Below are 25262 nucleotides of genomic sequence, written 5' to 3'. Positions count from 1 at the left end.
TCTCTATAAGCGATTAATATCCGCGTTCATGCCGATATAGATTAATCGATGGCGCTTCTCCATTTAAATAGCTTTTTAAATTCGGAATAAATATATCTTCAATGACACGCTGATTATAAAACTCCGTTGCACCTGCTGTATGTGGTGTCAGAATAACATTTTCCATCTCCCAGAGCGGGCTGGAATTATCTAATGGCTCATTTTCAAATACATCCAGTCCGGCACCGGCAATTTCATTATTCTCAAGCGCTGCAATTAGTGCCTTTTCATCCACAATCGGCCCACGTCCGATATTGACAAAGAAAGCATCTTTTTTCATCTGTTTAAATTGTTCCTCACCAATAAGATGATGAGTATCCTCTGTTAATGGTAAAGTAACCACAACATAGTCACTTTGCGGAAGTACTTTATCCAGCTGGTGTGGTTGATACATTTCATCAACGAACTCTGCTGCTTTTCCTGAATGCCGGACGCCAAGCACTCTCATTCCAAAGGCTTTTGCTATTTTAGCTGTTTCCTGCCCTATTTTCCCGACACCAAGCACTGCAATCGTTTTGTTATGAACTTCACCGCGCAGCTTTGCATGATGCCAGACCTTTTCCTGCTGCTGTCTGACATAGGTATGAATTAACCTGGTGAAACCAAGAATGTAAGCAAAAATTGTTTCTGATATCGGATAGCTATGTACCCCGTTTGCACTTGTCAATTGGATGCCTTTTTCAGCAATTTTATTCAGATTTAAGGAATCAACACCCGCACTCCATGATTGCACCCATTTTAGCTGATTGCTGTTCAGATAGATGCTTTCTTTATCCTTGCGCCAATGAAGAAGAATTTCTGCTTTTTTGAGAATATCGTCTGTAAGCTCTTTCCCTGTATGAATATCCCAATCTGGAGCAGCCTTCTGAATTTCTTCTACATACTTATCCTCTAAATTTAAATGAATCGCCATTATCCGTTTAGCCATATATCCTCCTATCCGACACCATTCTTATAACTATTGATGGCACCTGTCCTTTTTTTATTGTTATATTTATCTTAGCAATTGCTTCTCTGCATCGCAACGCCTGCGCATTCTTTGTGTTTTTGTACAAGTAGTAATACAATGTGAACGGGGCTTAATGCCAATAAAAACGGAATCAATGCAGTTGATTTCAAAAGGAGAACCAATCATGAAGGCAAACCAATTACCAGAAGCAGTTCAAGGACTGCTTGAAAATAATAAAAAACAAATAACAGACCAACAGGAGCTGATCCGTTCCGGCGGTTACCTGCCTCCCAGCGAGGAATTATTAATCGATGCGATTGTTGCATTGAGCATGGGTAAAAATATTTTATTAAAGGGGCCGACCGGTGCAGGAAAAACAAAATTTGCAGAGACCCTCTCCTCTCTTTTTGAACGTCCGATGTACAGTGTAAACTGCTCTGTAGACTTGGATGCAGAAAGCTTAATGGGCTTCAAAACACTTGCCTATGAAGATGAGAAGCAAACGATTCAATTTGTCCCCGGGCCAGTGATCAACGCGATGAAGCAAGGAACTTTTCTATATATTGATGAGATTAATATGGCTAAACCGGAAACCTTGCCATTAATTAATGGTGTTTTAGATTATCGCCGGACGATTACAAACCCATTTACCAATGAAATGGTTACTGCTATAGATGGCTTTGGTGTGATTGCAGCCATTAATGAAGGCTATATTGGAACAGTTCCATTAAATGAAGCATTAAAAAACCGGTTTATCGTTATTGATGTGCCTTATATTCAGGGAGAGCAGCTGGAGCAATTAATTACAGATTCAACTAATTTGACAGACAAGCAGCTGATCGGGCATTTTGTTACGTTGTCTAATGATTTAATTACAGCGGTAAGTCAAGGAAAATTGTCAGAGGATGCCGCCTCGATTCGCGCTTTGCTCGATGCTTGTGATCTTTCGGCTTACCTCCCGCCTAAACGCGCTATTTTACGCAGCATTGTTGATAAGCTTGAGGAAGAACGTGAAAAAGCGTTTGTTGTCAATCTGGCAGACACGTTATTTTAATTAAAGGAGCCTTCTATATGTACCGATTTCATCAGACAAAGGTCGATACCCATCTATTTATGCAATTGCAGGATTTAACTGCTGTTTTGGCAAAGAATGAACAGCTGCAATTTGAGTCCAGCTTTGGCTCCTTTATTGATTTAGTCGAAAATAAAGTAACAGCCAGCCGTTTTTGGGATCGGCTCCCTTTGGAAACAAAAGAAGCCGGTGCCAAATCAGATGTGATCCTGCGAACATTAGGTACGCTGCATCAGACAGATGTAAAAAGCCTGCGGCAATTTAAAGAGAACGTACAAGATTCTCTTCTTCCTAAATTTTCCATTCAGCTGATGACGTTATTAGAGGATATTCGTCTGGAAGACGCTATCCGTAAAGAACGACCCGGTACAAAACGGAATTTTACGTACCGGCAAAAATATTTCCATCATTTTTTCACGACACAGCTGCAATCCAATATAACACGCAGTTATGCGACGGATGAAATGTTTTGTATGATTTATTTACTACTGTTTGCAAGCCGTCCAGATCCGGGCTTTCCACGTGTAGAAGAAGCACAGCTGGATATGCTCGACAGCTTAAAACCTAATCTATACAGTGTTTTTGAGACAAGGCATACCCGGGATAATGTTGCTTTAACAGAGCAAATTGTACAGAAAATGCAAAGAGCAGGCTATACAGATTCCATTCATGAATATTTTATCCTGCCAATCGGGCACGTGGAAGCCTATGAGAAAAGTACACTTTTTGATGAATTAACACGCACAGATCCGCTGGTGAACAATGACCGGCAAGAAGAAACAAACGAAGAAAATGAATACTTTGATGAGACCTTCTCTACCTGGCATCGTGAAAATAAAAATGATGAGCGCAAGCAAAATTTCCTGCAATTTGAGTTAGAGCAGGGAACAAAAACATCTATGCTCGGAGGCGGTGCACGTGAAACAGAGGACGGCGATCAGGCGATGGCTGCAATTCAAGGAGCAACTGGCCAAAGTGAGCAAAATGACTATTCAGATCAGGAATCATTGAACAAGGAAGAAAATACTTCTGAAAACGGCAGTGAATCGAGCTTCGGCAAAGAGAATGAGCATGCCCGAATGTTTACTGAATATGCAGAAACACCTACAGAGGATGAAGAGCTGCAATATCAGCAGTTTGTGGAGGAAATTGATCCCTTCAAGCGAAAACTCGCCAAAACCATTCAACTAACTCTGGAGCATAAGCAGAATACACCTAGAACCGGTTTATTGTTTGGCCGCCTTTCCAAAAAGCTGCTCCCTGTCTTCTTAGACGATTCTCCACGGGCTTTTTATAAGAAAGAACAGGAATCCAAAGAATTTGATGCTGTCTTTACCCTATTAATTGATTGCTCTGCCTCGATGGAAAACAAAATCGAAGAAACCAAACGCGGCGTAACGCTTTTTCATGAAGTATTAAAAGAACTGCGCATCCCGCATGAAATTATCGGCTTTTGGGAAGATGCCAATAAAGTAAGTGACAATTATCAGCCAAACTATCTGCAGTATATTCAAACGCTGGAGGATTCCTTCTATAAAGACCAGGGCGCTAAAATTATGCAGCTGGAGGCACAGGAGGATAATCGGGATGGGTTCAGCATTCGCCATGTTACCCAAAAATTAATGAGCCGAAGCGAGAAGAATAAATTTTTGCTCGTCTTTTCTGATGGACAGCCGGCAGCCTCAGGCTATGATCAGAACGGCATTGTCGATACGTATCAGGCTGTCGCCAATGCTCGAAAGCACCAAATTGATGTGGTCGGAATGTTTCTTGCTAACGGGCATGTTGAAGAAAATGATGATACTATGATGCAAAATATTTATGGCAAAGAACGTATCATGGTTCCCGATGTGAGTACCTTACCGGAGCAGTTCACTCCTCTCCTTAAGCGGCTGTTATTAAAGGCAATATAACATTATTATCCTGTATGCTAGAGACAGCATTTCTCTGAGATGCTGTCTTTTTTATGTGAAATTTTTGCACTAGATTCACAAATGGAAAATACCTGCATAACTTTCATTACATTTCCATATCTAAAGTATCCTGTTCCCCCTTTTAAAGACAACACTACTTTCTGAATGTTATTTTAATAGATGAAAATGAATGTTTTTGGTTGTTTTCGATTGAATTTAATGCTATGATAATTTAAAGAGGTGAGGATAATGCTAACAGATGAGCGTCATCAATTTATTTTACATCGTTTAAATGAAAGCGGTGTAGTAAAGTCTGTTGATTTAATCGAGAGCCTTAACTGCTCTGAATCCACTATCCGCAGAGATCTTGCGTATCTAGAAGAAAAAGGGCTCCTGTTACGCATTCATGGCGGTGCAAAATTAAACGCTACCTTTGGAGCAGAGCTGACGTACCAGGAAAAAACGGTCAAAAACAGTCAACAAAAAAAGAATATAGGGAGGTATGCTGTCTCACTTTTAGAAGAGAATGATGTTATTTATTTAGACGCAGGTACGACAACGCTTGAAATGATTCCATTTCTATCTAATTCGTCTATTACCGTTGTTACAAACGGTGTTGCTCATGCTTCTATGCTGGCAGACAGACAAATTGAAGCTTATCTCGTAGGCGGTAAATTAAAGCATTCTACAAAAGCGATGGTAGGCGCACCCAGTCAACGTTCTTTAATGAATTATCAATTTACAAAAGCCTTTCTCGGCGTAGACAGTATTGATATGACATATGGCTGTACAACACCAGATCCTGAGGAAGCATTAATGAAACAGTTAGCAATTGAAAGAGCTTCAGACACTTATTTTCTTGCAGATGATAGTAAATGGAATAAAGTCAGCTTTGCAAAGATATGCGATTTTTCCGATGTAACGTTCATTACTGATAAAATTTCAAATATACATCAGCCCTATTTAAATCACTCAACAATTTTGGAGGTAGATTAGATGATTTATACCATAACTTTAAATCCATCGATTGACTACATTGTACCTGTCGACAAATTAGAATTGGGCGGACTAAGCTACATGAATAACGACTATAAACTCCCTGGCGGAAAAGGTATTAATGTATCACGAATTTTAAAAGCACTTGCAACAGACTCTATTGCCCTCGGCTTCGTAGGCGGCTTCACAGGTAAATTCATTGAAGATGCTTTAAATGAATTAAATGTTCAGACAAACTTTGTCAATATCAAGGAAGATACCCGCATCAATATCAAACTGAAAGCCGCCCAGGAAACGGAAATAAATGGATGCGGTCCTGCTTTATCAGATGCAGAAGTTGCCCAGTTCCTAAATCAATTAGAAGAGGTAAAAGAAGGAGATACCGTTATTTTATCTGGAAGCAAGCCCCCTTCTCTGCCAGATAACTTCTACGAGCAGTTAATCCAGAAAGTAACCAGTCAGGGTGCGGCGTTTGCCATTGATACAACAGGCTCTGCACTGGAAGCATCTTTAAGCTATAAACCGCTGTTGGTTAAACCGAATATTCATGAGCTTGAAGCATTATTTGGTGTAAAGCTGGAAACAAATGAAGAAGTGATATCTTATGGCAGAAAGCTGTTAGACAAAGGAGCAGAGCACGTTATTATTTCTATGGGTGGAGATGGCGCATTGCTTATCTCAAATCAGGGAAACTATAAAGCAGAAGCACCTAAAGGCAAGCTCATTAACTCTGTTGGTGCCGGCGACTCAATGGTTGCAGGATTTATCAGTACCCTTTTAAGAACAAATGACCCTGTCGAATCATTTAAAACATCTGTTGCTTCAGGCAGTGCAACTGCTTTCTCTGAAGATTTAGCTGCAACAGAAACAATTGAAAATCTACGCTCACAAATTCAAGTAGTAGCGATTTAATTTAAATAATAGAAAGGATGAAAAACATGCAGGTTACAGATTTATTAAAAAAAGATGTTATGCTTTTAAATCTACAAGCATCATCTAAAGAAGCTGTCATTGATGAAATGATTGCCAGTCTTTATAAACACGGTATTCTGACGGAGCAAGCATCGTTTAAGGAAGCAATCCTGGCTCGTGAAGCGCAGTCCTCTACCGGTCTCGGTGATGGCATCGCAATGCCGCATGCAAAAACAAAAGCAGTAAAAGAACCTACTGTCCTATTTGCGAAAAGTGAGGAAGGAATTGATTATGATTCCTTAGATGGGCAGCCCGCTCACCTTTTCTTTATGATTGCTGTTCCTGAAGGCGGTAATGACACACACTTACAAACAATTGCAGCCTTATCCCGTCTTTTAATGGAGCCAGCCTTTATAGGCAAGTTAAAAGAAGCGGCAACTTCGGATGAAGTACATGCACTTTTTACCGAAGCAACCGAAGAAGAGGTTTCTGACGAGGAAGTAAAAGAAGAAACAAATGAAGAGATGAAAGTAACAGATTTATTGAAAAAAGAAGTTATGCTTTTAAATCTACAAGCATCATCCAAAGAAGCTGTCATTGATGAAATGATTGCCAGTCTTTATAAACACGGTATTCTGACAGAGCAAGCATCATTTAAGGAAGCAATTCTGGCTCGTGAAGCGCAGTCCTCTACCGGTCTCGGTGATGGCATCGCAATGCCGCATGCAAAAACAAAAGCAGTAAAAGAACCTACCGTACTATTTGCGAAAAGTAAAAATGGAGTGGATTATGATTCTTTAGATGGACAGCCAGCTCATCTTTTCTTTATGATTGCTGTTCCTGAAGGCGGTAATGACACACACTTACAAACACTGGCAGCTCTTTCTAAACTATTAATGGAGTCAGCGTTTGTAGCAAAATTAAAAGAAGCAGCTACTCCGGATGAAGTACAGCAGCTTTTCCTTGATGCAACAAAAGAAGATGCGGCACCAGCAGAAACAGACGCATCTGAGCAAAGCAGTCCAGCAAATAATGATGAAAGACCTTTTGTCGTTGCTGTAACAGCGTGTCCGACAGGTATCGCACATACCTATATGGCAGAGGATGCTTTGAAGAAAAAAGCAAAAGAAATGAATGTGGATATAAAGGTAGAAACAAATGGTTCAGACGGTACAAAGAATCTCCTGACTGCAGAAGAAATTGAACGTGCTTCTGGAGTAATTGTGGCAGCTGGTAAAAAAGTGGACATGGATCGCTTTGATGGAAAACATCTAGTTGATCGTCCGGTAGCAGATGGCATAAAAAAAGCAGAAGAGTTAATTACCAAGGCTGTTAAACAGGAAGCACCTGTTTATCGTGCTTCAGGTGAGAGTTCAGGAAGCTCTGATGGACAATACGAAGAGAAAAAATCTGCTTGGGGCAAAATTTATAAGGATCTAATGAACGGAATTTCCCACATGCTTCCATTTGTTATTGGAGGCGGGATCTTACTGGCTATCTCCTTCTTATTTGAAAATGTATTGGGAGATCAATCAGAGGTATTCTTATTCTTTAATAGCGTTGGGGACACAGCATTTAACTTCTTAATCCCGATTCTGGCTGGTTATATTGCCATGAGTATTGGTGATAGACCTGGTTTAATGCCTGGTGTAGTAGCTGGTATGATGGCAGTACAAAGTGATGCCGGATTTATCGGCGGACTTATCGGTGGTTTTGCAGCTGGTTATATTATGGTACTAATCAAGCATCTGCTTAAAGATATGCCACAATCTCTGGCAAGTATTAAACCAATTTTATTATTCCCGGTACTCGGTCTGCTAGTAACCGGAGCTGCAATGTATTTTGCAATCGGACCTGTTTTCTCAACACTAAACAATTTTATTTTAGACTTTCTGCAAGGGCTTGGTACAGGAAATATTGTTTTACTTGGTATTTTACTTGGCGGAATGATGGCTATCGATATGGGTGGACCATTTAATAAAGCAGCATACGCATTCTCTATTGGTATCTTCACAGATACTGGAGATGGTGCGTTTATGGCAGCTGTTATGGTTGGCGGGATGGTACCGCCATTAGCTATTGCATTGGCGACATCCTTCTTTAAAAATAAATTTACCGAAGATGAACGTAAATCCGGAACAGCTAACTATATTATGGGACTATCCTTTGTAACAGAGGGTGCTATTCCATTTGCAGCAGCTGATCCATTACGAGTTATTACCTCATCTGTGATCGGAGCAGCAACAGCCGGAGGGCTGACACAACTATTCCAAAGCACCATTCCAGCTCCACATGGCGGTATTTTCGTTGTTCCATTAGGTGATGCACCAATCTTCTTCCTGCTATCGTTAATTATCGGTGCCGTTATCGCAGGAGTCATTCTGGGTGTCTGGAAAAAACCAGTCTCGTAAAAAAGAAAGAACATGTTATATTTTAAAGAAAACTTGGCATTCGCCGAAAGGCATGGCGAATGCCTTAGTTTGGGTTGCGATTACTCGTCCCATCAAAACCGTTGGGACTGCGATTACTCGTCCCATCAAAACCGTTGCACTTATACTTGGCACCTAATAAGTTTTACTACGTTGGATAACTTCTTAGCTAAAATTTTATACTTTCCTAACATGCAAGAGGAAATTCGATAAATGCCGGACTTCCCCTTCCCTGTTTAAAAAATTAAAATACTGGCGCCTCAAGGAGATGCCAGTATTTTAATTTTTTAACTCAGCCTTTTCTTTTATAATTTTTATGGTTTACTACTGTTTTAATCGGCTCACCTGTAGATGGATGATTCCCGATACGAACAATGACAGAATTCTCGCGAATAATCAGCACTTCTGCCTTCTTACCTTTGAATTCACCACGAACGATACTGATGGTTTCACCAACCTCTGCAATATCCTCTTGCTTGACCGGCTGTTGTTCTAAATTTTCTTCTTCCATGATTTAACCTCCCTTAATTCAAAGCGGACTACTAATTCACCCTACTTATCGTATCATAAGTGTAAAAGGAATTATATTTTTTTTCAAAAGAAACGCTAAAAATTTATTTCTATGCTCGAATCTTATATAATCAAGGTATCTATAAGGAGGATTTGTTATGAACCTTGTTTTTGAACCAAAATGGGATAAAGCCCTTCCCGATATAGATCGCCAAAGGATTCAGCAAAAATTTAAAAGTATATTGAAATCAGATTTAGCTGATAAATCAGTTACATTTACTCCCTTATGGCAAGCAAGAAATCACCGGTCAGATCTATTGGTTACTGTTTTAATTAATAACTGTAGCGGGCAAACGTGTTCATTCGATAACACAATATTAGAATATGTAGAAGGCGATACTGTCAAAGCAATGAAAAAATTCACTTTAAAAAGGCTTGTTGTCCCTCCAGATTCCAGTATGCCTTGGACATTTATTTTTCCAGAATCCAGCTTTATCAATGCATCCATTCATTTAAATGGTAATTTATCACAATACCAGTCTCAATAATTTCCTATATTAAGTACAGAAATTAGATGGTATGGACTGGGAAAAGATTGCTTTGTTGCTGATACACGAAAGTTAAGACATCATGAATCCTCAATATTAAGTTCGGTTCATAAATAGTCTTTTAATTGGATATTCATGCATTAGTAGGTATTTCTACTTCTTTGATCCGGGATTTAATTATCATTTTTTATTAAAAATCTGTTACAAGATTTAAATTCATGCTATCCTATGCTATATTTAAAGATGGAGTTTCACCGTTCAACAGGTAACAAAGTTCATATCTTTAACCTTATAGCATAAATCAATTTTGAATGACCCTTCTGAACCTTGTAGATTAGATTCAAGACTCAAACGTATAATTATTCATTTTTATTAACATCACGAAACTACTCACCCAAATGACAGGAGATGATAACATTGAGTATAACACCGACTTCAAACACAACTTTGAATTTTATCGACGCATTTACGTTATCTGAAAAAACAAATTTAAATATTTATATCCTATCTTTAAGAGATTTGGATGATTTTCAGCTTGATTCATCTAATATACCAGACTTAATTATGATCCCAATTTATCAATACAACGATATTACACGTATCCTTGAGCAGGAACAGTTAAAGGATGTTAAAACTGCAATCATCCTGCCTAATTTGCATATGAAAGATATCATCCGCTTATACGAGTTTGACCTGGATGGATACTTTGTTAAAAATATGAGCGAAAATGAAATCGTATCGGGCATTCGTTTCATTCATGAAGGATCTATTTATGTTTACCCTGAGTTAGCCAAAGATTTGCATGATGAGTTTTTAACACTTTCTTCTACATTACAATCCCGTCCAGAGGGTCTTCTCACTAAACGGGAATGGGATGTTTTACTTGAAATATCCAGAGGGAATAATAATGAAATGATCGCCAACAATCTGGAAATCTCCGATAAAACCGTGAAAAACCATGTAACTACTGTGTTACGGAAGTTAAATGTGAATGACCGCACTAATGCGATGCTTTTAGCGTATCGTAATGGCTGGATTTAATAACGAAAAAACGAGAAGCCTATGAAATAATTAGACTTCTCGTTTTTTATGAAAGTACAGTGGGTTGTTATACTATACGCACATTCGCTGTTTCATTAACTGCCCTGAGATAATTCAGTCTGTACTTGTTGAATTTCTTGAGGACTTGCCGCCTGACCAGGCTGATAATAACCATTTTGCAGTGCATATTGATATACCTTCAATTGACGTGCTTCATCCCGGTTTCTCAACTCCACAAATTTTTGGCGCAGCTGAGGATTATTTGATTCCGAAATATAACCAGCGTAACCTTTCAAACTTGCATTAAGACCATTTAAATAATCATTGACCATCTCTTTATCCTGAAACATTTTCAAATCACCCTCCTATTGTAAAAATGACATTAATTGTTGCTTAGCATTGCGAGCATCCTGAGCATCGAATTGCAGAATCGATTTAAATTCCGGATCTTGTGCCTGCTCCGCATAAGCCTCCAGTTTATTGACGATCATGCCATGCTCTCCAATAACCTTTCGCAATGTTTCCAGTTCCGTTTGCGTTAATTGGCTCATCAGACAAACCCCTTTCCAAAAATTGATCAAGGTTATTATGCCCGGCAAATTATATTATATTCCTTTAGAAATGTGTGACAATAAATTTAATCGCAGTGTAACTGGCTGTAAGGCTCCACTTTAAGAATAGAGGGGAAAAGAAATTTCTAAGTGGGAGCCAGACACCACATAATGGCCCGCTTAGCTCAAGGGGACTTTTTTTGTCATACCTTTAGTACATGCCTTATGGCACGAACATTTGCGGGGAAAGAAAGCAGACTATGTTAGCGGCTTCCTGGGACTGCGATTACTCGTCCCACCGAAAAACATTTGGGACTGCGATTACTCGTCCCATCGAAAATCGTTGTGCGTCGCCCCTCCACTGAATGAAGTTTCACTTTATTATTTTAATGTTCCGGATAAAAGGTCATATGCTTCTTCTCATTTTGATAAAAAGCTAAACGATCCTGAAGTGTTCCAGTATGCAACTCAAACTTATGCCCATCCAAATCCGTAAAATAAATGGATTGTTTATCTCCTTCAGCCCGCTCTCTGCCTTCTAATATATTGACTCCCAATTGCCTCAAATGCTGTTCCCACGCTGGCATTTCTATATCATTAACCGAAAATGCCAGATGTGTATAAGAGGCTTTTATCTCATTACGAGGAATATCCTTTTCTTCATTCAATGCGAGCCAGATTCCGTTTAAATCAAAATAAGCAGTGGAGCGCCCTTTTACAAGTAATTTTGCATCAAATACATCTCGGTAAAACGCGATAGACTTCTCTAAATCGGAAACAGAAAATAGAAGGTGATTTATTCCTTGAATCTGCATCAAATCCTCCTTTTAATTCACCATTTTCAATACTTCATTTGTCGGTTTCGGGTCATATCCGTAGATTTGTTTCTGCTTGTAAGAATGAATTTCTTCATAAATTGTTATCATATAATTAAATAATTGTTCATCTGTCTTGTCCCTTTCATCCCAATACATAATATCCAGCTCTGTTTCCGAATGTGATACTAATGCCTGAAACGTATAGGAAATGGTTTTCGACACCTTGAATCCTTCACGAAAATAAAAACGAAGACGTTTTTCAGTATCCTCATTATTTTCATCTACCGGCTCCACCTCTAAAATAATTGTTTTCCGCTTGTCCTTTAACTGCTGAATCAATTTTTTACCAATTCCCTTCCCACGGGCTTTTTCAGAAACCCATAGAAAATCAACAAAAACAAATTCTGCAAATTCCGCATACATCATAATATGCAGGTCACTTTCATCCTTATAATAATGATTTGGCTTGTCCTTCAGCAAAGCTTTCATTTGTTCTTTTGCTTTCATTTCCTCTACCGGAAAATATCCATTTAATCGTTCGAACCAATCCATAATAAAACCTCCTGTTAGCTGTACTTTTTTCATTCTATAACAGGAACATGAGAAAAGCATCTAAAATCTGTTTCATCGTTAAACCTTAATAAGCCCGCCAAAGAAGAAAACAAGGACAACACTTACGATACCAATTGCCACTGCTGCAATAAAACCGATATAAAACGGCTTCAGTCCCATTCCTTTAAAATTTTTAAAATTCGTGGATAAACCTACACCTGCCATGGCAGCTCCCAGAAGATAGGTTGTTCCAAATGTGCTTAGATTCGTATAAATTGATTCCCACGTATTCTCTGCAAATATGCCAAAGGCTACTCCCATATTTCCCAACGTAGCATCCCCAACGGTTCGAATAACCGAAAGCACTAAAAATCCGATAACAAATAACGGGATAAATGTATACCACTTCGGTAATGCATCCTTTTCTTTCTTATCCCCCCCAGCTTCTTTTCTGGAATGATTAAAGAATATATAAGATAGAAGCGGAATAATTGCAATAATAAACAAATTCCTGGTCAATTTTGTGACTGTCGCCGTTTCAATTACCGTAGAATTTTGAAAGAGCTGATCATAAATTAATGCTGCTCCAGTCACTTGGGCGGTATCATGGATGGCTGTCCCTAAAAACAAGCCTGCTTTTATTGGATCATCTGCAAATAAAAAATGGCCGAGAAAAGGATAAAGCATCATGCCGGTTAAGCCAAAAACAGTAATATTCGCTACTGCATAAGAAATCTCATTCTCCTTCGCCTTAATAACAGGAGATATTGCCATAATCGCAGTTACTCCACAAATACCTGTACCACTTGCAATCAACGTTCCAAGTCTCCTGGACTGATTCATTTTCTTTGTCAAGTACAGTGTGAGAAATAACCCGACAGATATACAGGAAACAATCAATGGAATGCCAAACGCACCAAGCTTTAAGGCTTCCATCAGACTAAGCTTTAAACCTAACAGAATAATACCGGCATGTAATGCATACTTCATTGAAAAGCTGATTCCTTTTGTAAATATGTCTGAAAAATTTATCACATTCCGGATAATAATTCCAATTAAAATGGCAACAAATATGCCGGATACTGGTGTCTTGCTTCCTTCTGATAATAAACCTGTTAATTTCATTACATATCCAATCCATTCAGCGCCATAAATACCTAAAAACATCACAACAATACAGAGCAATAACCCAGGCAGTATGTCTAATAAGCTGTTCTTTTCTCTTGATTCTTCCAAGTTATCAGCTCCTTTATGTATAATACTTCAATACGGCTTAAAAATTGTTCAGCCTAACATAGCACTTTTTCTATTTTCTTATATTAAATACATTTAAACAACTGTTTAAATGTATTTAATATTTCCGCACCGAATAAATTGGTGCGGAAATGTATTATAAAAGGCTATTCCTTTCCCCACACTTCGTAATCCAAATGCTTATATTTATCTAGGTAGCGGGTTGGCATTTGCAACGCATCTCTCCGGAAGGGAGGTGCTAATTGTGTGCCATCAACATAAATGTTCACTACAGCAGGTTTTCGCAGACTTAATGCTTCCTTGATTATTGGTCTAATGTCTTCCGCTTTTTCAACAGTATATCCTAATGCTCCCATTGATTTAGCTACTTCTGCAAACTCTGGAGCCTCTATATCGGATCCAACATAACGATCGTCATAATAATCTACCTGGTTTTTCTTTTCTGCTGCCCATGATTTATTATTGAATACGCAAGCGACTACAGGAATGTTTTGCTCTACTGCCGTACTTACTTCATGTAAGCTCATTCCCCATGCTCCGTCACCAATGATGGCAACTACTGGTGCATCAGGCTCTGCCAGCTGTGCTCCCAGTGCTGCCGGGTATGCGAAGCCTGTATTTCCGAATGTTAGAGCAGCAATGTGGCGCCTGGTTTGATTAAACTTTAAATAAGCATTTGCTGTGGAGGAAACATTTCCGATATCTGTGGAAATAATCGTATTCTCAGGTAGTTCTCCTGTCAGCTCCAGCAAGGCACGGCGCGGATTAATCGGATTCCCCTCCTCCATCGCCAAATCAATCAGTTCCTGCTCCCATTCTTGTTTGACTTTCGCAATTTCCTCAAGCCTGGTCTGATTTTCTAAAACATTTGGTACTGCTTCTGTTAATTTTTCATATAATACTTCCGTTGCTGCCTTTGCATCGCCTATAATTCCAACTTCCACCGGATGCGTTCTGGCAATATTTCTTGGATTGATATCAATTTGAATAATTTTAGCACTTTTAGGGAAATAATCGATATCATAACAGGGCAGTGTACCGAACACAGATAACCGTGTTCCTATTGCTAATACAACATCCGCTTTCTTTAGAGTATGCATTGCTGCCTTAGAGCCCATATACCCAATTGGTCCTACAGCCAGTGGATGCTCAGCCGGAAAGGCATCATTATGCATATAGGATACAGCTGTTGGAATTGTTAAATATTCAGCAATCTGTCTTACAATTTCTATCCCATCAGAATCAACGGCTCCACGACCAGAAATAATCACAGGATATTCCGCATTTTTTAATAAATCTGTTGCTTTATCCAATAATACGGAATCTCCACTGCCACGAGAGTCTACACGATACTGATACGGCTGTAAAATCTGATCCTCCAGCTCTCCATAAAATAAATCACGAGGAATATCATAAAGCACTGGACCGCGCTCGGCATACGCTATCCGGAATGCTGTACGTAAACAATCTGCAACTCTGCTCTTATGCGTAACTCTTACTGTCTCTTTTGTAATTGCCTGGAAAATAGATACCTGATCTGCTTCCTGAAACCCGTCCCAACCGATTGTCGGTGTACCTGCAGATGGTGAAATAATTACCATTGGTGTATGAGCCTGATTTGCAGCTGCAACAGATGTGACCATATTTGTAATCCCCGGTCCATTTTGACCGATAACAACTCCCGCAGTACCGGAAACGCGTGTATAGGCATCAGCCATATGTGCTGCACTTTGCTCGTGTCTTACCGGAAGGAATCGGATTCCTGCTGTCGGGAATAAATCGAGCATATCCATAAATGCAGAGCCTACAATACCATAAACTTCTTTTACACCTTCTGCTACCAGCGTTTCAACGATTGCTTCACTCGGAGTCATCTTCACTTTCTGATTTGCCGCCTGTTCCAGATCCAAAGATTGCTTTGCCATTGTAATTCCTCCTTGATTATTTTATATTTTACTTAAAAATTGCTTCGCTTCGAATAACTAATCTACAAATAATTCAACACTATAAAAATCTTCTTCCATCTTGTTTTTACAAACACCTCCTTTAAGAAGTTATTTTGAAAAATACTGCTATAAAAGGATTTTCAAAAAGTCCACTATAAATGACACGGCGAATTGCTGCGTTGACGTCATTTTTCCGATGGAACCGGGACGTCGCGTTCTTAACCGACTGGTCCTTTTTACCGATCTTTTTGAACACGCACTATAAAGCAAGTTCTCCCCTTTTTTTGGTCATTTTATATAGCTCTTCTATAAATAACTCAGCTGTAGCTTTCAAAACATGGTTTTTCCCATAAGCAGTATAAAAAAATCGATAGAAGGAGACATCCTTGACTTTATATGCTGTTAGTAAATTCAGTTTCTGTTCCTTTTTTATTGCACTTTTGGAAGTAATAGATATACCCAATTCTGCTTCTACTGCTGCTTTAATTGCTTCTGTACTGCCTAACTCCATTACAATGTTCAAATCTTCCTCCTTCACACCAGATTGATTTAAATATTGATTCACTACCGCTCTTGTACCTGATCCCCTTTCTCTTACGATCAACGGCAATGCTTTCAATTCATCTACTGAAATGACAAGGTCTTCTGATGAAAAAGATAGCGGAGAAGCAATAAGAATCAACTCATCTTCTAAAAAGGGCTCAACAACTATTTCCGCATCATCAATTGGCGTTTCAATCAAACCAACATCTACACGCTGATCTTTAATATCAGAAATAATATTATTAGAATTTGTAATGTCTACTCTTATTTGAATAAGTGGATACATATCTTTAAATTTCTTTAGAAACTCAGGCATAATATACTCGCCTATAGTAAAACTGCAACCAATACTTAATTCCCCATGGACTGTATTCTCTATTTCCAGGATCTCTTTTCGTGCGGTATCATTTAATCGGACAATTTCCTTTGCATGATTCATCAAGGTTATTCCCGATTGAGTTAAGTTCACTTTTTTGGTGGTCCGTTCAAATAATTTCGTGCTCAATTCCTCTTCTAAAGCTTTAATCTGTGCTGTAATGGTAGGCTGGGTGACAAATAATAGCTTTGCAGCTTCAGAAAAACTTTTCTTTTCAGCAACGACTATAAAGGTTTTTAATTTTTCATAGTTCATATTTTTCCCATCCCATCAATCATTCGTTATACATGTCAGGAACTTATATTTTTGATAGATATACTGACATTACGACCAGTTAAGAAATAAGCATTTATAATTTAAATATCTTTTCTCTATCGCTCTCCAGAATGAATTGCTTGATTAACATTTGTATACTTATACTTGATTAACCCCTTTCACCTTAGATAATTTACCAACTAAATCTAAAAATAGTTTTTTTATATCAGAACTTGAGGGAACAATACGATTCGTTAAAATGCCATTTCCATCCAAAGCATCCTTTGCAAGTAAATCAATATTACGTTCTAAATCCTGAAGATCAATATAGTTCAACACATCCTTCCATATTTGAAAATCATCGCAGTATTTTTCAATAGCCTGTATGGATTGCTCTGCCAGTTCATTTATGTCTTTAGTTGCATCTTCCCCTAAAGCAACAGCAATTTGCGCATATCTTTCGGGAGCTGCCTGCAATCCGAAACGCATAACTAATGGCAATAACACTGCTACACTTAATCCATGTGGAATATGGAATCTGGCTCCTAAGGCTCTTCCGGCAGCATGAGCTAAATTTGTAGAAGCATTAGAAAATGCAATTCCCGCATACGTACTGGCCAGTAGCATTTCTTCTCTTGCTGCCATATTCATTCCGTTGTTATATACAATTGGTAAAGATCTCCCTGCAATTTGAATCGCTGTTAAAGCATATTGATCCGTTGCTATATTGGCTTTTGTTGATACAAAGGCTTCAATCGCATGCGTTAAGGCATCAATCCCTGTATATGCTGTAAAATTTTTTGGCAGACTGCTTGTTAAAGCAGGGTCAAGTATGGCTATATCAGGAATTAAATCGGGATGCCCCGGATTCATTTTAATGCCCTTTTCCGTATCTGTGATAACCATAACCTTTGTTGCTTCAGAACCTGTTCCCGCAGTAGTCGGGATCGCAATTAAAGGCAATCTTTCCAAGCTGTTCTGATCTGTTATTGCATCCCATTCCATTTGAGGATTCCTATAAAAGAGAGCTGTTGCTTTAGCGATGTCAATAGCGCTTCCTCCTCCAATTGCAGCTACTCCATTAACCCCTTGTTCTTTCGCAATGGTTAAAGCTGCCTCTAAATGGTCCGTAGTCGGTTCTCCTTGATAGTCGGAAAAGAAGGTAACATCAATATTTTCCTGTTTTAAAATTTGATTGACCTTTTCATCATAATTTAATGGCTCTGTTGTTAAAAATTGATCGATTACAACCAACAAATCTGTAGTCTTGAGTTTTTTTGCGCTTCCTCCCAAACTCCCCAGACTGTTTTCACCTATTGTGATTTGTTTCGGCTGATATGTCATATACATAAAAGTTCCTCCCTAATATAGCTTTTATTATCTAGTTCCTTATTAATTCCGGCAGCCACATACTAATCGCCGGAATGTATGAAAATAGCAGAAGAAGAGCAATCATCGTTAAGAGTAAGTACTTATTTCCTTTGATAATTTCTTCTATTTTTATTTTTGCAGTACTTGCTGCTACAAATAAATTTACTCCGACTGGAGGGGTAATAAACCCGATAGCTAAGTTAAAAATCATAATAAGCCCGAAATGAACTGGGTCAAGACCGATTGCTACTGCCATCGGTAATAATATCGGCGTCAGTATCACAATGGCAGCCAATGCCTCCAAAACTAAACCGATAAGTAATAAAAATAGGTTTAAGAGTAAAAGAATAACGAATTTATTATCACTTAATGACAAGACAAATTCTGCTACAAATTCTGCCACCTTTTCCAATGTGATTAACCGGCCAAATATGCTCGCCATAATCATTAACATTATAATCACAGAAGAAGTAACCCCTGCTTTAACAAGGCTTTGATAAACACCTTTTAAGCCAAGATCCTTATATACAAACATACCGACGATAATACCGTAAGCAGCAGCTACTGCTGCAGCTTCAGTAGGGGTCATAAATCCGCCATAAATCCCCCCTAAAATGATAACCGGGACTAATAAGGCAAGTTTGGCATCCCAAGCAGCCTTTGCAGAATTCTTGAGATTAAATGATGTTCGCTCACCCCGCCAGCCATTTTTCTTGGAAATAATAAAAGTTACGATTAATAAAACGATACCAGTAGAAACACCTGGGAGAATACCGGCAAGAAATAATTGAGAGATAGACTCCTGTGATACTACTCCATAAATAACCAAAGGGTTACTCGGTGGAATAATGACCCCAATTGTTCCAGCTGTCGCCACAACTCCAGTGGCAAAGCCTGGATTATATCCTTGTTTAATCATCGCTGGTATAAGCAAGGTCCCGATAGCAGCCACTGTAGCTGGTCCTGAACCGCTTATTGCGGCAAAAAACATCGAAGTAATGATTGCTACTAACGCTAATCCGCCAGGCAAAAATCCTATCAATTCATCTGATAAATATAATAATCGTTTGATAATCGCTCCTCCGCCCATAATAATCCCTGCTGCAATAAAAAATGGGACTGCCATAATGGGGAAGTTATCAATACTTGTAAATGCTGTTTGTGGAAAGAAATCAACCGGGATTGCATCGGTAGCCAGAACGGTTGCTAACGTGCTCGCTCCCAGCGCAAATGCAATTTGCATCCCGATTAGAATAAATAGAACAAAGTAACCAAATAAGACAAGTGCAATTGCCGCCTCACCTAAAAAAGCAACGGGAAGAATCATTACAATAGCAAAAGCAATTCCTAATAACCCTTCTTTCATAGATATTTCTTTGGTATCTTTCATAAACATCTGAATTAAACGAATCATAATTAATGCAAATCCAATCGGTACGGCACTGTAAGGAACTGCCATCGGTATCGACAAGGCTGGTGTTGTTTGATGCGTATCAATCTGAAAGGATATAAGCTCAAAACCATTAACTACCATCATATAGCTAAAGTAAAACATAAATAGTGTGTTTGATAGCAGAAGGCCTTTTTGAATGCTTACAGGCAGTTTATCCGTTAATATACTGACTTGGATAGATTCTCTTTTTCGTATTGCCAGACTGGCTCCTAAAAAAGAGACGAATATAAATAAATATCTCGAAAGTTCCTCCGTCCATGTAGTCATATTTCCAATATCTAAAAACGGAAGTAAATAGCGGTTAATTACCTGAAGATTGATTAGAATAATAAACATCAAAAATCCAGAAACAATAAGTATTTCTTCAAATCTGCGATCAAGTACGGAAAGACCCTTCAACCAGAAATTTGGCGGTTTATTGGAATGATTATTTACTTTACTGTCTAAAGCTGCTTCCACTTATCTCACCCCTATTGTTCAAAAATACTTTCTCTTGTCTTTCCTAAGGTTTCTAAGATAATGTCAACATAATCCGGCTCAGCGTATCCTTCCCTGACGTATTGATCCCAGACTATTTCTGTCGCCTGCTTCCATTCCAGATATTCTTCTTCTGTAGGTTCATATACTTCAATCCCGTAATCAATAAATTGCTGCTTTGCCTCCTCATCTCTTTCTGTTGCAACGACTCTTTGCCACTCCATTGCTTCCTGACCAGCCTCCATAATAATTTCCTGCTGGTACGGTTCAAGCTCTTCGTAAAGTTCTTTATTCATAACAAGAATATCTGAACTGTAGTTATAATTTACTTCTGCTGCATAGGAGAGAACTTCCTGATGCTTTGAATCCCAAAGGAGAGAATACGTATTTCCCTCTCCATCTACTGTCCCTTGCTGCAATGCTGTAAAAACTTCAGACCAGGCAACCGGAGTCGGGTTTGCACCAAAGGCTGCAAAGTCTGCTTGTTCTATTCTTGAATTGGTTGTTCTGATTTTCATCCCGTTAAGATCTGATGGCTTCTCAATAGCTCTATTGTTATTGACAATTTGCCGAAAACCATAGTCTGGAAAGAAAACAACTTTAAATCCTGACTTTTCCATCTCTTCACGAACGATATCTCCAGGCTCTCCATCAATTGCTTTATATACTTCCTCTTTATTTTCAAAAATGTAAGGCAGGTCCCAAGCCGTAAAGTAATTTGTAAAACTGGTCATATTCGGTGTAGATGAGCTGGCAAAAGCAATACTTCCTCTTTGAGCGCTTTCAATAACTTCCCGGTCATCTCCAATCAATCCATCATGATATGTTTCAATAATTATTTCTCCATCGGATTTTTCCTCTACCAATTCTGCAAACTTATCAATCCCCTGTGAAACGGGGTGATTCCATGCCTTTGACTGAGCAGCTCTAAGTGTAATAACATCTAGTTCTGTCGACCCGGAAAGTCTGGCTAACCTTTCATCACCTAAAAAAACCATTAAAAAAAATACGAAAACAGCGAGGATCGGTAGAAATAGCTTTTTCATAACAACCTCCATTTGATAGCGTTTACATTTAGGAGTTCATAAAAATTAATTGGCACTATCAATTATTTTTTATTGATATTTCTTTTGGTTTTTATTCGGAAGGTGTACATATCAGGACGGTATTGCCCAATATAATACTCAATGACATTCCCTTTACCATCAACTATTGTCCTCTCTGCAAGTAATACATTTGAGCCATAAGGTATTTCTAGATATTGCGCTAAGTGATCCTCAATTATAGCTGTTGTTATATACTGTTCTGCTTCATCCAGAACAATACCTAACTCGTTTTCTAATAAATCATATATGGTTTCTTTATCAAGATTAAATTCAGATAAACGTTCTCCGATTGAAATTGGATAATAATGCTGTTCAATTGCAACAGGTTTATCACTTGCGTAACGAAGTCTTTCTATCATAAATACATCTTCTTTAAACACATCTATTCCATGTTTATCCGCTGCTAACTTTTTAGAAGTTAATAGTTTGCTGCCAGGTATCAACCCCATTCTTGTTACTGTTTCTGTAAAACTATTTAATGAAGATAACCACTCTTGAATCGGCGGCTTCTTATTTACATAAGTTCCTTTTCCATGCACTTTAATTAACAATCCATCATTTACAAGCTTTGTTACTGCTTCTCTTACCGTAGTTCTGCTTACCGAATAAATATCCATCAATTCTCGTTCGCTTGGAATTCTTTCAATATACTCCTGTGCTTTTATTTTTTCTTCTAAACTTTTACTAAGTTGAACGTGTAGTGGAATATATAATGTTTCATCAATCATCTGCTTTGCACCTCTTTGGTTGTGACGTTACTACCAGTTATCGCTATTAAAAATTAAAACATTAATTTAACAACAAATCAATATTTTAAGAAAAATTACATTATTATAAAATTTTATTAGGTTTATCAATAATTTTTATTAATTCCTGGAAAAGTATTAAGAACGGAGGATTTATGAATCTCTTTAATAAGAATTTTTCTGAAAGGAAGGAAATTCTCCAATTACGAAAAGGCCAATGATTTTAAATTAATCATCGGCCCTTTACTAATATTTGGGACACTTCTAACTACCTAACAACAGTACTGCCTCTCCTTCAACAAATTCACCTGTCCGTTGAAAGCCGCTATGCTCATACAATGTGATAGCAACATGATTATCCTTCACAGCAGATGTTCGTAATTCTTCTTCTGGATAATCGCTTTGAAAGTCTTCTATAAATTTCTTTAATGATGCTTTTCCATATCCCTTACCTTGAAAGTCTTTGGCAACCATAAATCGTTCCATCCACCATGAATCTTTATGATATTCTTCATCTGCCGGATAATAAGAATACATTAAAAACCCGACCATTTCCTCTTCATGATAAATGGCATATGGATGTTTCTCTTCCCCTTCATAAACCGCTTCTAAAATAGAATACCAATTAGGAGCTACAAAATCTTTTTGATTATCATTCACTTTTAATAGCGAGCATTTTTTATAGTTCGAGCTGTCAATTTTCTTAAATGTAATGGTCATCCTCACTCATCCCCTTCAGCTTTAGATGATACTTCCATTTTATACGAAAGGAGAGAGAATGAATAGTAATTATACAAAGATATCCGACAGGAAATTCCTCATTTCGTAAAATTATACGTGCTTTTCTAAAATTTCCTTCTCCACATTTTTTAATACATCCATAACAGATAAGCTGTTACTCTGTTTCTCCCCATATTTCCTGACATTTATCGCTTGTTGTTCTTCCTCCGTATCACCAGCAACAAATATATAAGGTATTTTCTTTATCTGCGCTTCTCTGAGCTTCCATCCAAGCTTCTCTTCCCGGTCATCTATTTCAATACGGATACCTGCTGCTTTAAAAGTTTTCCTTAATCGATCAGCATAAGGCTGATGCACGGAGGAAACCGGCAGAATAATAGCTTGAACAGGAGCCAGCCAAACAGGAAAAGCACCTGCAAAATGTTCTACCAGAATGCCCAAAAAGCGATCAATGGACCCATATATAGCCCGATGGATAACAACTGGACGTTCCTTTGCATTATCAGCATTGACATAAGTTAAATCAAATTTCTCCGGCATTTGAAAATCCAGCTGCAATGTTGCACATTGATGACTGCGTCCTAGAGCATCTTTGATATGAAAATCAATTTTCGGTCCATAAAATGCACCATCCCCCTCATTTACCTGATAAGGCAGATCTACACGCTCTAAAACATTTGCTAAAGCTTGCTCTGACATTTCCCAGGCTGCATCATCTCCCATTGAGTTGTCCGGCCGAGTGGATAATTCAATAGTATAAGAAAAACCAAACACTCCATATATCTCATCAATTAAATGAATCGCTTTTTCCATTTCCGCCTCAATCTGGTCCTCCCTTACAAAAATATGGGCATCATCCTGACAAAAAGTGCGGACCCGAAGTAATCCATTTAAAGCTCCACTGTATTCATGACGGTGTACTTGCCCGAATTCAGCCAGTCTTATCGGCAAATCACGATAAGAGCGCAGCTTTTGTTTATAAATTAACATGTGTCCCGGACAATTCATCGGTTTCAGAGCAAAGTTTGTATGGTCTACTTCGGAAAAATACATGTTCTCATGATAGTGATCCCAATGACCGGATTCCTCCCAAAGCTGCTGATTCATTAAAAGCGGCGTACGTACTTCCTGATACCCTGCTTTTAGCTGTGCTTCTCTGGAAAACTGTTCAAGCTCCTGACGGATAATTTGACCATCAGGTAAATAAAATGGCATACCCGGCGCTTCCTCAGAAAACATAAATAGTTCCAGCTGTTTCCCTAATTTACGATGATCCCTTTTTTCAGCTTCTTCTAAGAAGCGCAAATGCGCTTCTAAATCTTTTTTCTTTGCAAATGCAATGCCATAAATACGCTGGAGCATTTCATTATTACTGTCACCACGCCAATATGCTCCGGCCAGTTTTGTAAGGCGAAATGCTTTTACATAGCCAGTAGATGGTAAATGAGGCCCCCGGCATAAATCAGCGAAATCTCCCTGCTCATAGATTGTGATGCCTTCATCTACCGGAATACGCTTTAGCAGCTCTAGCTTATAAGGCTGATTCTGACTTTTAAAGTACAATTCCGCTTCTTCTAACGAAAGCTCATAAGAACGAATCGAAATATTTTCCTGAATAATCTTTTGCATCTCTTTTTCGATTTCCAGTAAATCGGCCTGATTTATCGATACCTGACATTTCATATCATAATAGAAGCCATGTTCGATAACAGGACCAACACCAAACTGAACACTCCCTTTCCCAAAAAGACGCTCCACTGCCTGTGCTAAAATATGTGCAGCAGTATGACGCATAACACCGAGCCCTTCTTCCGAATCTAGTGTCAAGAGTTCAATCGCACTCTCTTCTGAAATAGAATAACTTACATCCACCAGCTTGCCGTTCACTTTTCCTGCAACAGCTTTCTTTGCCAAACTCACTGATATTTGTTCTGCAATTTCTTTTAATGAAATACCCTTTTCGACCTTTTTCTCTCTGCCATCTGGAAATACAATTTTTACTTTATTATTCATTTTCTAAACACTCCTTCTAAATTTTTAAAGAAAACTTGGCAAGCCAAGTCCGAAAGGCGCAGGATTGCCAGGATTGCCTTAGTTGGGACTGGGGCTGCGATTACTCTCCCCATCAAAACCTTAAAGTGGTACAAAGAAAAAAGCATACTCCTCCTTCTATTACAAAGGGACGAATATGCTTTTCCGTGGTTCCACCCAAATTCCCGTCAAACATTGACAGCTTCATTTTGCAGTAACGTTGCATTCTACGGCGTCAGTTGCTACCCTGACGCACTCTGGAGGTGGTAAATGATCCTGCTTGGTTAGAGAGCTCCCACCTTCTGCTCTCCTCTCTTTAAACCTTTCAGATAATTCATATCCTCTTCATCGCTTTTTCTTGTCTAATCATTTTTTATCGTATTAAAAAAACACATCCTCCCCTTCCTAAGAAGGGGCGAATGTGTTATCTCCGCGGTTCCACCCAAATTCCCGTCAAACATTGACGGCTTCATTTTGCAGTAACGTTGCATTTTACGACGTCAGTTGCTCCCCTGACGCAGCTCAGAGGCGGTAAATTACCCTTCCTGGCTAGAGAGCTCTCAGCTTCTGCTCTCCTCTCTTTAAGCCTTCCAAGTAATTCGTGTCCTCTTCATTGCTTTTCATTAATAAATT

23 protein-coding genes, 1 pseudogene and 1 other annotated feature are annotated in these 25262 nt (G+C 38.6%); of the genes and pseudogenes, 9 read left to right on the top strand and 15 right to left on the bottom strand.

Going from position 1 to position 25262, the window contains the following annotated elements:
• Window positions 1-13: 13 nt before the first annotated feature.
• Window positions 14-967: a D-2-hydroxyacid dehydrogenase gene (locus FLK20_RS11750; RefSeq protein ID WP_152656753.1), complete on the bottom strand. Its 954-nt coding sequence runs from the start codon at window positions 965-967 to the stop codon at window positions 14-16.
• Window positions 968-1172: 205 nt separating this feature from the next.
• On the opposite strand from FLK20_RS11750, the gene FLK20_RS11745 reads away from it, so the two are divergent.
• From FLK20_RS11745 to FLK20_RS11715, 7 genes and pseudogenes are all read left to right on the top strand, one after another.
• On the top strand, window positions 1173-2042 hold the full coding sequence (locus FLK20_RS11745) for an AAA family ATPase (protein ID WP_152656752.1): 870 nt from the start codon (window positions 1173-1175) through the stop codon (window positions 2040-2042).
• 17 nt (window positions 2043-2059) lie between these two features.
• Window positions 2060-3973 (top strand): vWA domain-containing protein, encoded by a 1914-nt coding sequence (locus FLK20_RS11740; RefSeq protein ID WP_152656751.1) that lies wholly within the window; start codon window positions 2060-2062, stop codon window positions 3971-3973.
• A gap of 249 nt (window positions 3974-4222) precedes the next feature.
• Window positions 4223-4969 (top strand): DeoR/GlpR family DNA-binding transcription regulator, encoded by a 747-nt coding sequence (locus FLK20_RS11735; RefSeq protein ID WP_152656750.1) that lies wholly within the window; start codon window positions 4223-4225, stop codon window positions 4967-4969.
• A complete protein-coding gene (gene pfkB / locus FLK20_RS11730) occupies window positions 4970-5881 on the top strand; it encodes a 1-phosphofructokinase (protein ID WP_152656749.1) in 912 nt (303 codons plus the stop codon).
• A gap of 17 nt (window positions 5882-5898) precedes the next feature.
• Window positions 5899-6339, top strand: a pseudogene (locus tag FLK20_RS11725) (PTS sugar transporter subunit IIA); the annotation flags it as partial.
• Window positions 6340-6405: 66 nt separating this feature from the next.
• On the top strand, window positions 6406-8292 hold the full coding sequence (locus FLK20_RS11720; RefSeq protein WP_152656799.1) for a PTS fructose transporter subunit IIABC: 1887 nt from the start codon (window positions 6406-6408) through the stop codon (window positions 8290-8292).
• Window positions 8267-8449, top strand: coding sequence for a hypothetical protein (locus FLK20_RS11715; protein ID WP_152656748.1), 183 nt, complete (start codon window positions 8267-8269; stop codon window positions 8447-8449). Before FLK20_RS11720 ends, FLK20_RS11715 begins: the two co-directional genes overlap by 26 nt.
• A 153-nt stretch (window positions 8450-8602) precedes the next feature.
• Here the strand turns inward: FLK20_RS11715 and FLK20_RS11710 are convergent, their stop codons facing one another.
• Window positions 8603-8821, bottom strand: coding sequence for a DUF2187 family protein (locus FLK20_RS11710; protein ID WP_152656747.1), 219 nt, complete (start codon window positions 8819-8821; stop codon window positions 8603-8605).
• A 157-nt stretch (window positions 8822-8978) separates the two neighbouring features.
• On the opposite strand from FLK20_RS11710, the gene FLK20_RS11705 reads away from it, so the two are divergent.
• Window positions 8979-9368 (top strand): SLAP domain-containing protein, encoded by a 390-nt coding sequence (locus FLK20_RS11705; protein ID WP_152656746.1) that lies wholly within the window; start codon window positions 8979-8981, stop codon window positions 9366-9368.
• Between the two features lie 417 nt (window positions 9369-9785).
• Window positions 9786-10409 carry a response regulator transcription factor gene (locus FLK20_RS11700; RefSeq protein ID WP_194165610.1) on the top strand — a complete coding sequence of 208 codons (624 nt, stop codon included), beginning with the start codon at window positions 9786-9788 and terminating at the stop codon, window positions 10407-10409.
• A 95-nt stretch (window positions 10410-10504) separates the two neighbouring features.
• Here the strand turns inward: FLK20_RS11700 and FLK20_RS11695 are convergent, their stop codons facing one another.
• The 13 genes from FLK20_RS11695 to thrS form a co-directional block, all read right to left on the bottom strand.
• Complete coding sequence (locus tag FLK20_RS11695; RefSeq protein WP_152656798.1) at window positions 10505-10759, bottom strand: spore coat protein; 255 nt, start codon at window positions 10757-10759, stop codon at window positions 10505-10507.
• Window positions 10760-10774: 15 nt separating this feature from the next.
• Entirely contained in the window at window positions 10775-10960 is a 186-nt protein-coding gene (locus FLK20_RS11690) for a hypothetical protein (protein ID WP_152656744.1), read from the bottom strand.
• 386 nt (window positions 10961-11346) lie between these two features.
• Window positions 11347-11775 (bottom strand): metallothiol transferase FosB, encoded by a 429-nt coding sequence (fosB, locus tag FLK20_RS11685; RefSeq protein WP_152656743.1) that lies wholly within the window; start codon window positions 11773-11775, stop codon window positions 11347-11349.
• Between the two features lie 12 nt (window positions 11776-11787).
• A complete protein-coding gene (locus FLK20_RS11680) occupies window positions 11788-12330 on the bottom strand; it encodes a GNAT family N-acetyltransferase (protein WP_152656742.1) in 543 nt (180 codons plus the stop codon).
• Window positions 12331-12408: 78 nt separating this feature from the next.
• The gene (locus tag FLK20_RS11675) at window positions 12409-13566 is read right to left on the bottom strand and encodes a YeiH family protein (RefSeq protein ID WP_152656741.1); all 1158 of its coding nucleotides are present in this window, start codon (window positions 13564-13566) and stop codon (window positions 12409-12411) included.
• A gap of 164 nt (window positions 13567-13730) precedes the next feature.
• The gene (gene xsc, locus FLK20_RS11670; RefSeq protein ID WP_152656740.1) at window positions 13731-15509 is read right to left on the bottom strand and encodes a sulfoacetaldehyde acetyltransferase; all 1779 of its coding nucleotides are present in this window, start codon (window positions 15507-15509) and stop codon (window positions 13731-13733) included.
• Between the two features lie 280 nt (window positions 15510-15789).
• Complete coding sequence (locus FLK20_RS11665; protein WP_152656739.1) at window positions 15790-16704, bottom strand: selenium metabolism-associated LysR family transcriptional regulator; 915 nt, start codon at window positions 16702-16704, stop codon at window positions 15790-15792.
• A gap of 159 nt (window positions 16705-16863) precedes the next feature.
• On the bottom strand, window positions 16864-18054 hold the full coding sequence (locus FLK20_RS11660; RefSeq protein ID WP_152656738.1) for an iron-containing alcohol dehydrogenase: 1191 nt from the start codon (window positions 18052-18054) through the stop codon (window positions 16864-16866).
• Between the two features lie 31 nt (window positions 18055-18085).
• On the bottom strand, window positions 18086-19987 hold the full coding sequence (locus FLK20_RS11655) for a TRAP transporter large permease (protein WP_227995003.1): 1902 nt from the start codon (window positions 19985-19987) through the stop codon (window positions 18086-18088).
• Between the two features lie 11 nt (window positions 19988-19998).
• Window positions 19999-21051 (bottom strand): TRAP transporter substrate-binding protein, encoded by a 1053-nt coding sequence (locus FLK20_RS11650; protein ID WP_227995001.1) that lies wholly within the window; start codon window positions 21049-21051, stop codon window positions 19999-20001.
• 62 nt (window positions 21052-21113) lie between these two features.
• Entirely contained in the window at window positions 21114-21839 is a 726-nt protein-coding gene (locus FLK20_RS11645; protein ID WP_152656736.1) for a GntR family transcriptional regulator, read from the bottom strand.
• Window positions 21840-22121: 282 nt separating this feature from the next.
• Window positions 22122-22577 carry a GNAT family N-acetyltransferase gene (locus FLK20_RS11640; RefSeq protein WP_152656735.1) on the bottom strand — a complete coding sequence of 152 codons (456 nt, stop codon included), beginning with the start codon at window positions 22575-22577 and terminating at the stop codon, window positions 22122-22124.
• Window positions 22578-22688: 111 nt separating this feature from the next.
• Window positions 22689-24611, bottom strand: coding sequence for a threonine--tRNA ligase (gene thrS, locus FLK20_RS11635; protein WP_152656734.1), 1923 nt, complete (start codon window positions 24609-24611; stop codon window positions 22689-22691).
• A 426-nt stretch (window positions 24612-25037) separates the two neighbouring features.
• Window positions 25038-25252 (bottom strand) — a binding site (T-box leader).
• Window positions 25253-25262: the final 10 nt, after the last annotated feature.

The sequence above is a fragment of the Oceanobacillus sp. CFH 90083 genome (assembly GCF_009389585.1).
GTDB lineage: Bacteria > Bacillota > Bacilli > Bacillales > Amphibacillaceae > Oceanobacillus.
This window is presented reverse-complemented; position numbering and strand designations above follow the sequence as displayed.

Excerpts from the sequence above, each read along its gene's own strand:
- FLK20_RS11750 (WP_152656753.1), bottom strand. The coding sequence starts at position 967 with ATGGCTAAACGGATAATGGCGATTCATTTAAATTTAGAGGATAAGTAT.
- FLK20_RS11745 (WP_152656752.1), top strand. The coding sequence starts at position 1,173 with ATGAAGGCAAACCAATTACCAGAAGCAGTTCAAGGACTGCTTGAAAAT.
- FLK20_RS11740 (WP_152656751.1), top strand. The coding sequence starts at position 2,060 with ATGTACCGATTTCATCAGACAAAGGTCGATACCCATCTATTTATGCAA.
- FLK20_RS11735 (WP_152656750.1), top strand. The coding sequence starts at position 4,223 with ATGCTAACAGATGAGCGTCATCAATTTATTTTACATCGTTTAAATGAA.
- pfkB (WP_152656749.1), top strand. The coding sequence starts at position 4,970 with ATGATTTATACCATAACTTTAAATCCATCGATTGACTACATTGTACCT.
- FLK20_RS11720 (WP_152656799.1), top strand. The coding sequence starts at position 6,406 with ATGAAAGTAACAGATTTATTGAAAAAAGAAGTTATGCTTTTAAATCTA.
- FLK20_RS11710 (WP_152656747.1), bottom strand. The coding sequence starts at position 8,821 with ATGGAAGAAGAAAATTTAGAACAACAGCCGGTCAAGCAAGAGGATATT.
- FLK20_RS11705 (WP_152656746.1), top strand. The coding sequence starts at position 8,979 with ATGAACCTTGTTTTTGAACCAAAATGGGATAAAGCCCTTCCCGATATA.
- FLK20_RS11695 (WP_152656798.1), bottom strand. The coding sequence starts at position 10,759 with ATGTTTCAGGATAAAGAGATGGTCAATGATTATTTAAATGGTCTTAAT.
- FLK20_RS11690 (WP_152656744.1), bottom strand. The coding sequence starts at position 10,960 with ATGAGCCAATTAACGCAAACGGAACTGGAAACATTGCGAAAGGTTATT.
- fosB (WP_152656743.1), bottom strand. The coding sequence starts at position 11,775 with ATGCAGATTCAAGGAATAAATCACCTTCTATTTTCTGTTTCCGATTTA.
- FLK20_RS11680 (WP_152656742.1), bottom strand. The coding sequence starts at position 12,330 with ATGGATTGGTTCGAACGATTAAATGGATATTTTCCGGTAGAGGAAATG.
- xsc (WP_152656740.1), bottom strand. The coding sequence starts at position 15,509 with ATGGCAAAGCAATCTTTGGATCTGGAACAGGCGGCAAATCAGAAAGTG.
- FLK20_RS11665 (WP_152656739.1), bottom strand. The coding sequence starts at position 16,704 with ATGAACTATGAAAAATTAAAAACCTTTATAGTCGTTGCTGAAAAGAAA.
- FLK20_RS11660 (WP_152656738.1), bottom strand. The coding sequence starts at position 18,054 with ATGTATATGACATATCAGCCGAAACAAATCACAATAGGTGAAAACAGT.
- FLK20_RS11650 (WP_227995001.1), bottom strand. The coding sequence starts at position 21,051 with ATGAAAAAGCTATTTCTACCGATCCTCGCTGTTTTCGTATTTTTTTTA.
- FLK20_RS11645 (WP_152656736.1), bottom strand. The coding sequence starts at position 21,839 with ATGATTGATGAAACATTATATATTCCACTACACGTTCAACTTAGTAAA.
- FLK20_RS11640 (WP_152656735.1), bottom strand. The coding sequence starts at position 22,577 with ATGACCATTACATTTAAGAAAATTGACAGCTCGAACTATAAAAAATGC.
- thrS (WP_152656734.1), bottom strand. The coding sequence starts at position 24,611 with ATGAATAATAAAGTAAAAATTGTATTTCCAGATGGCAGAGAGAAAAAG.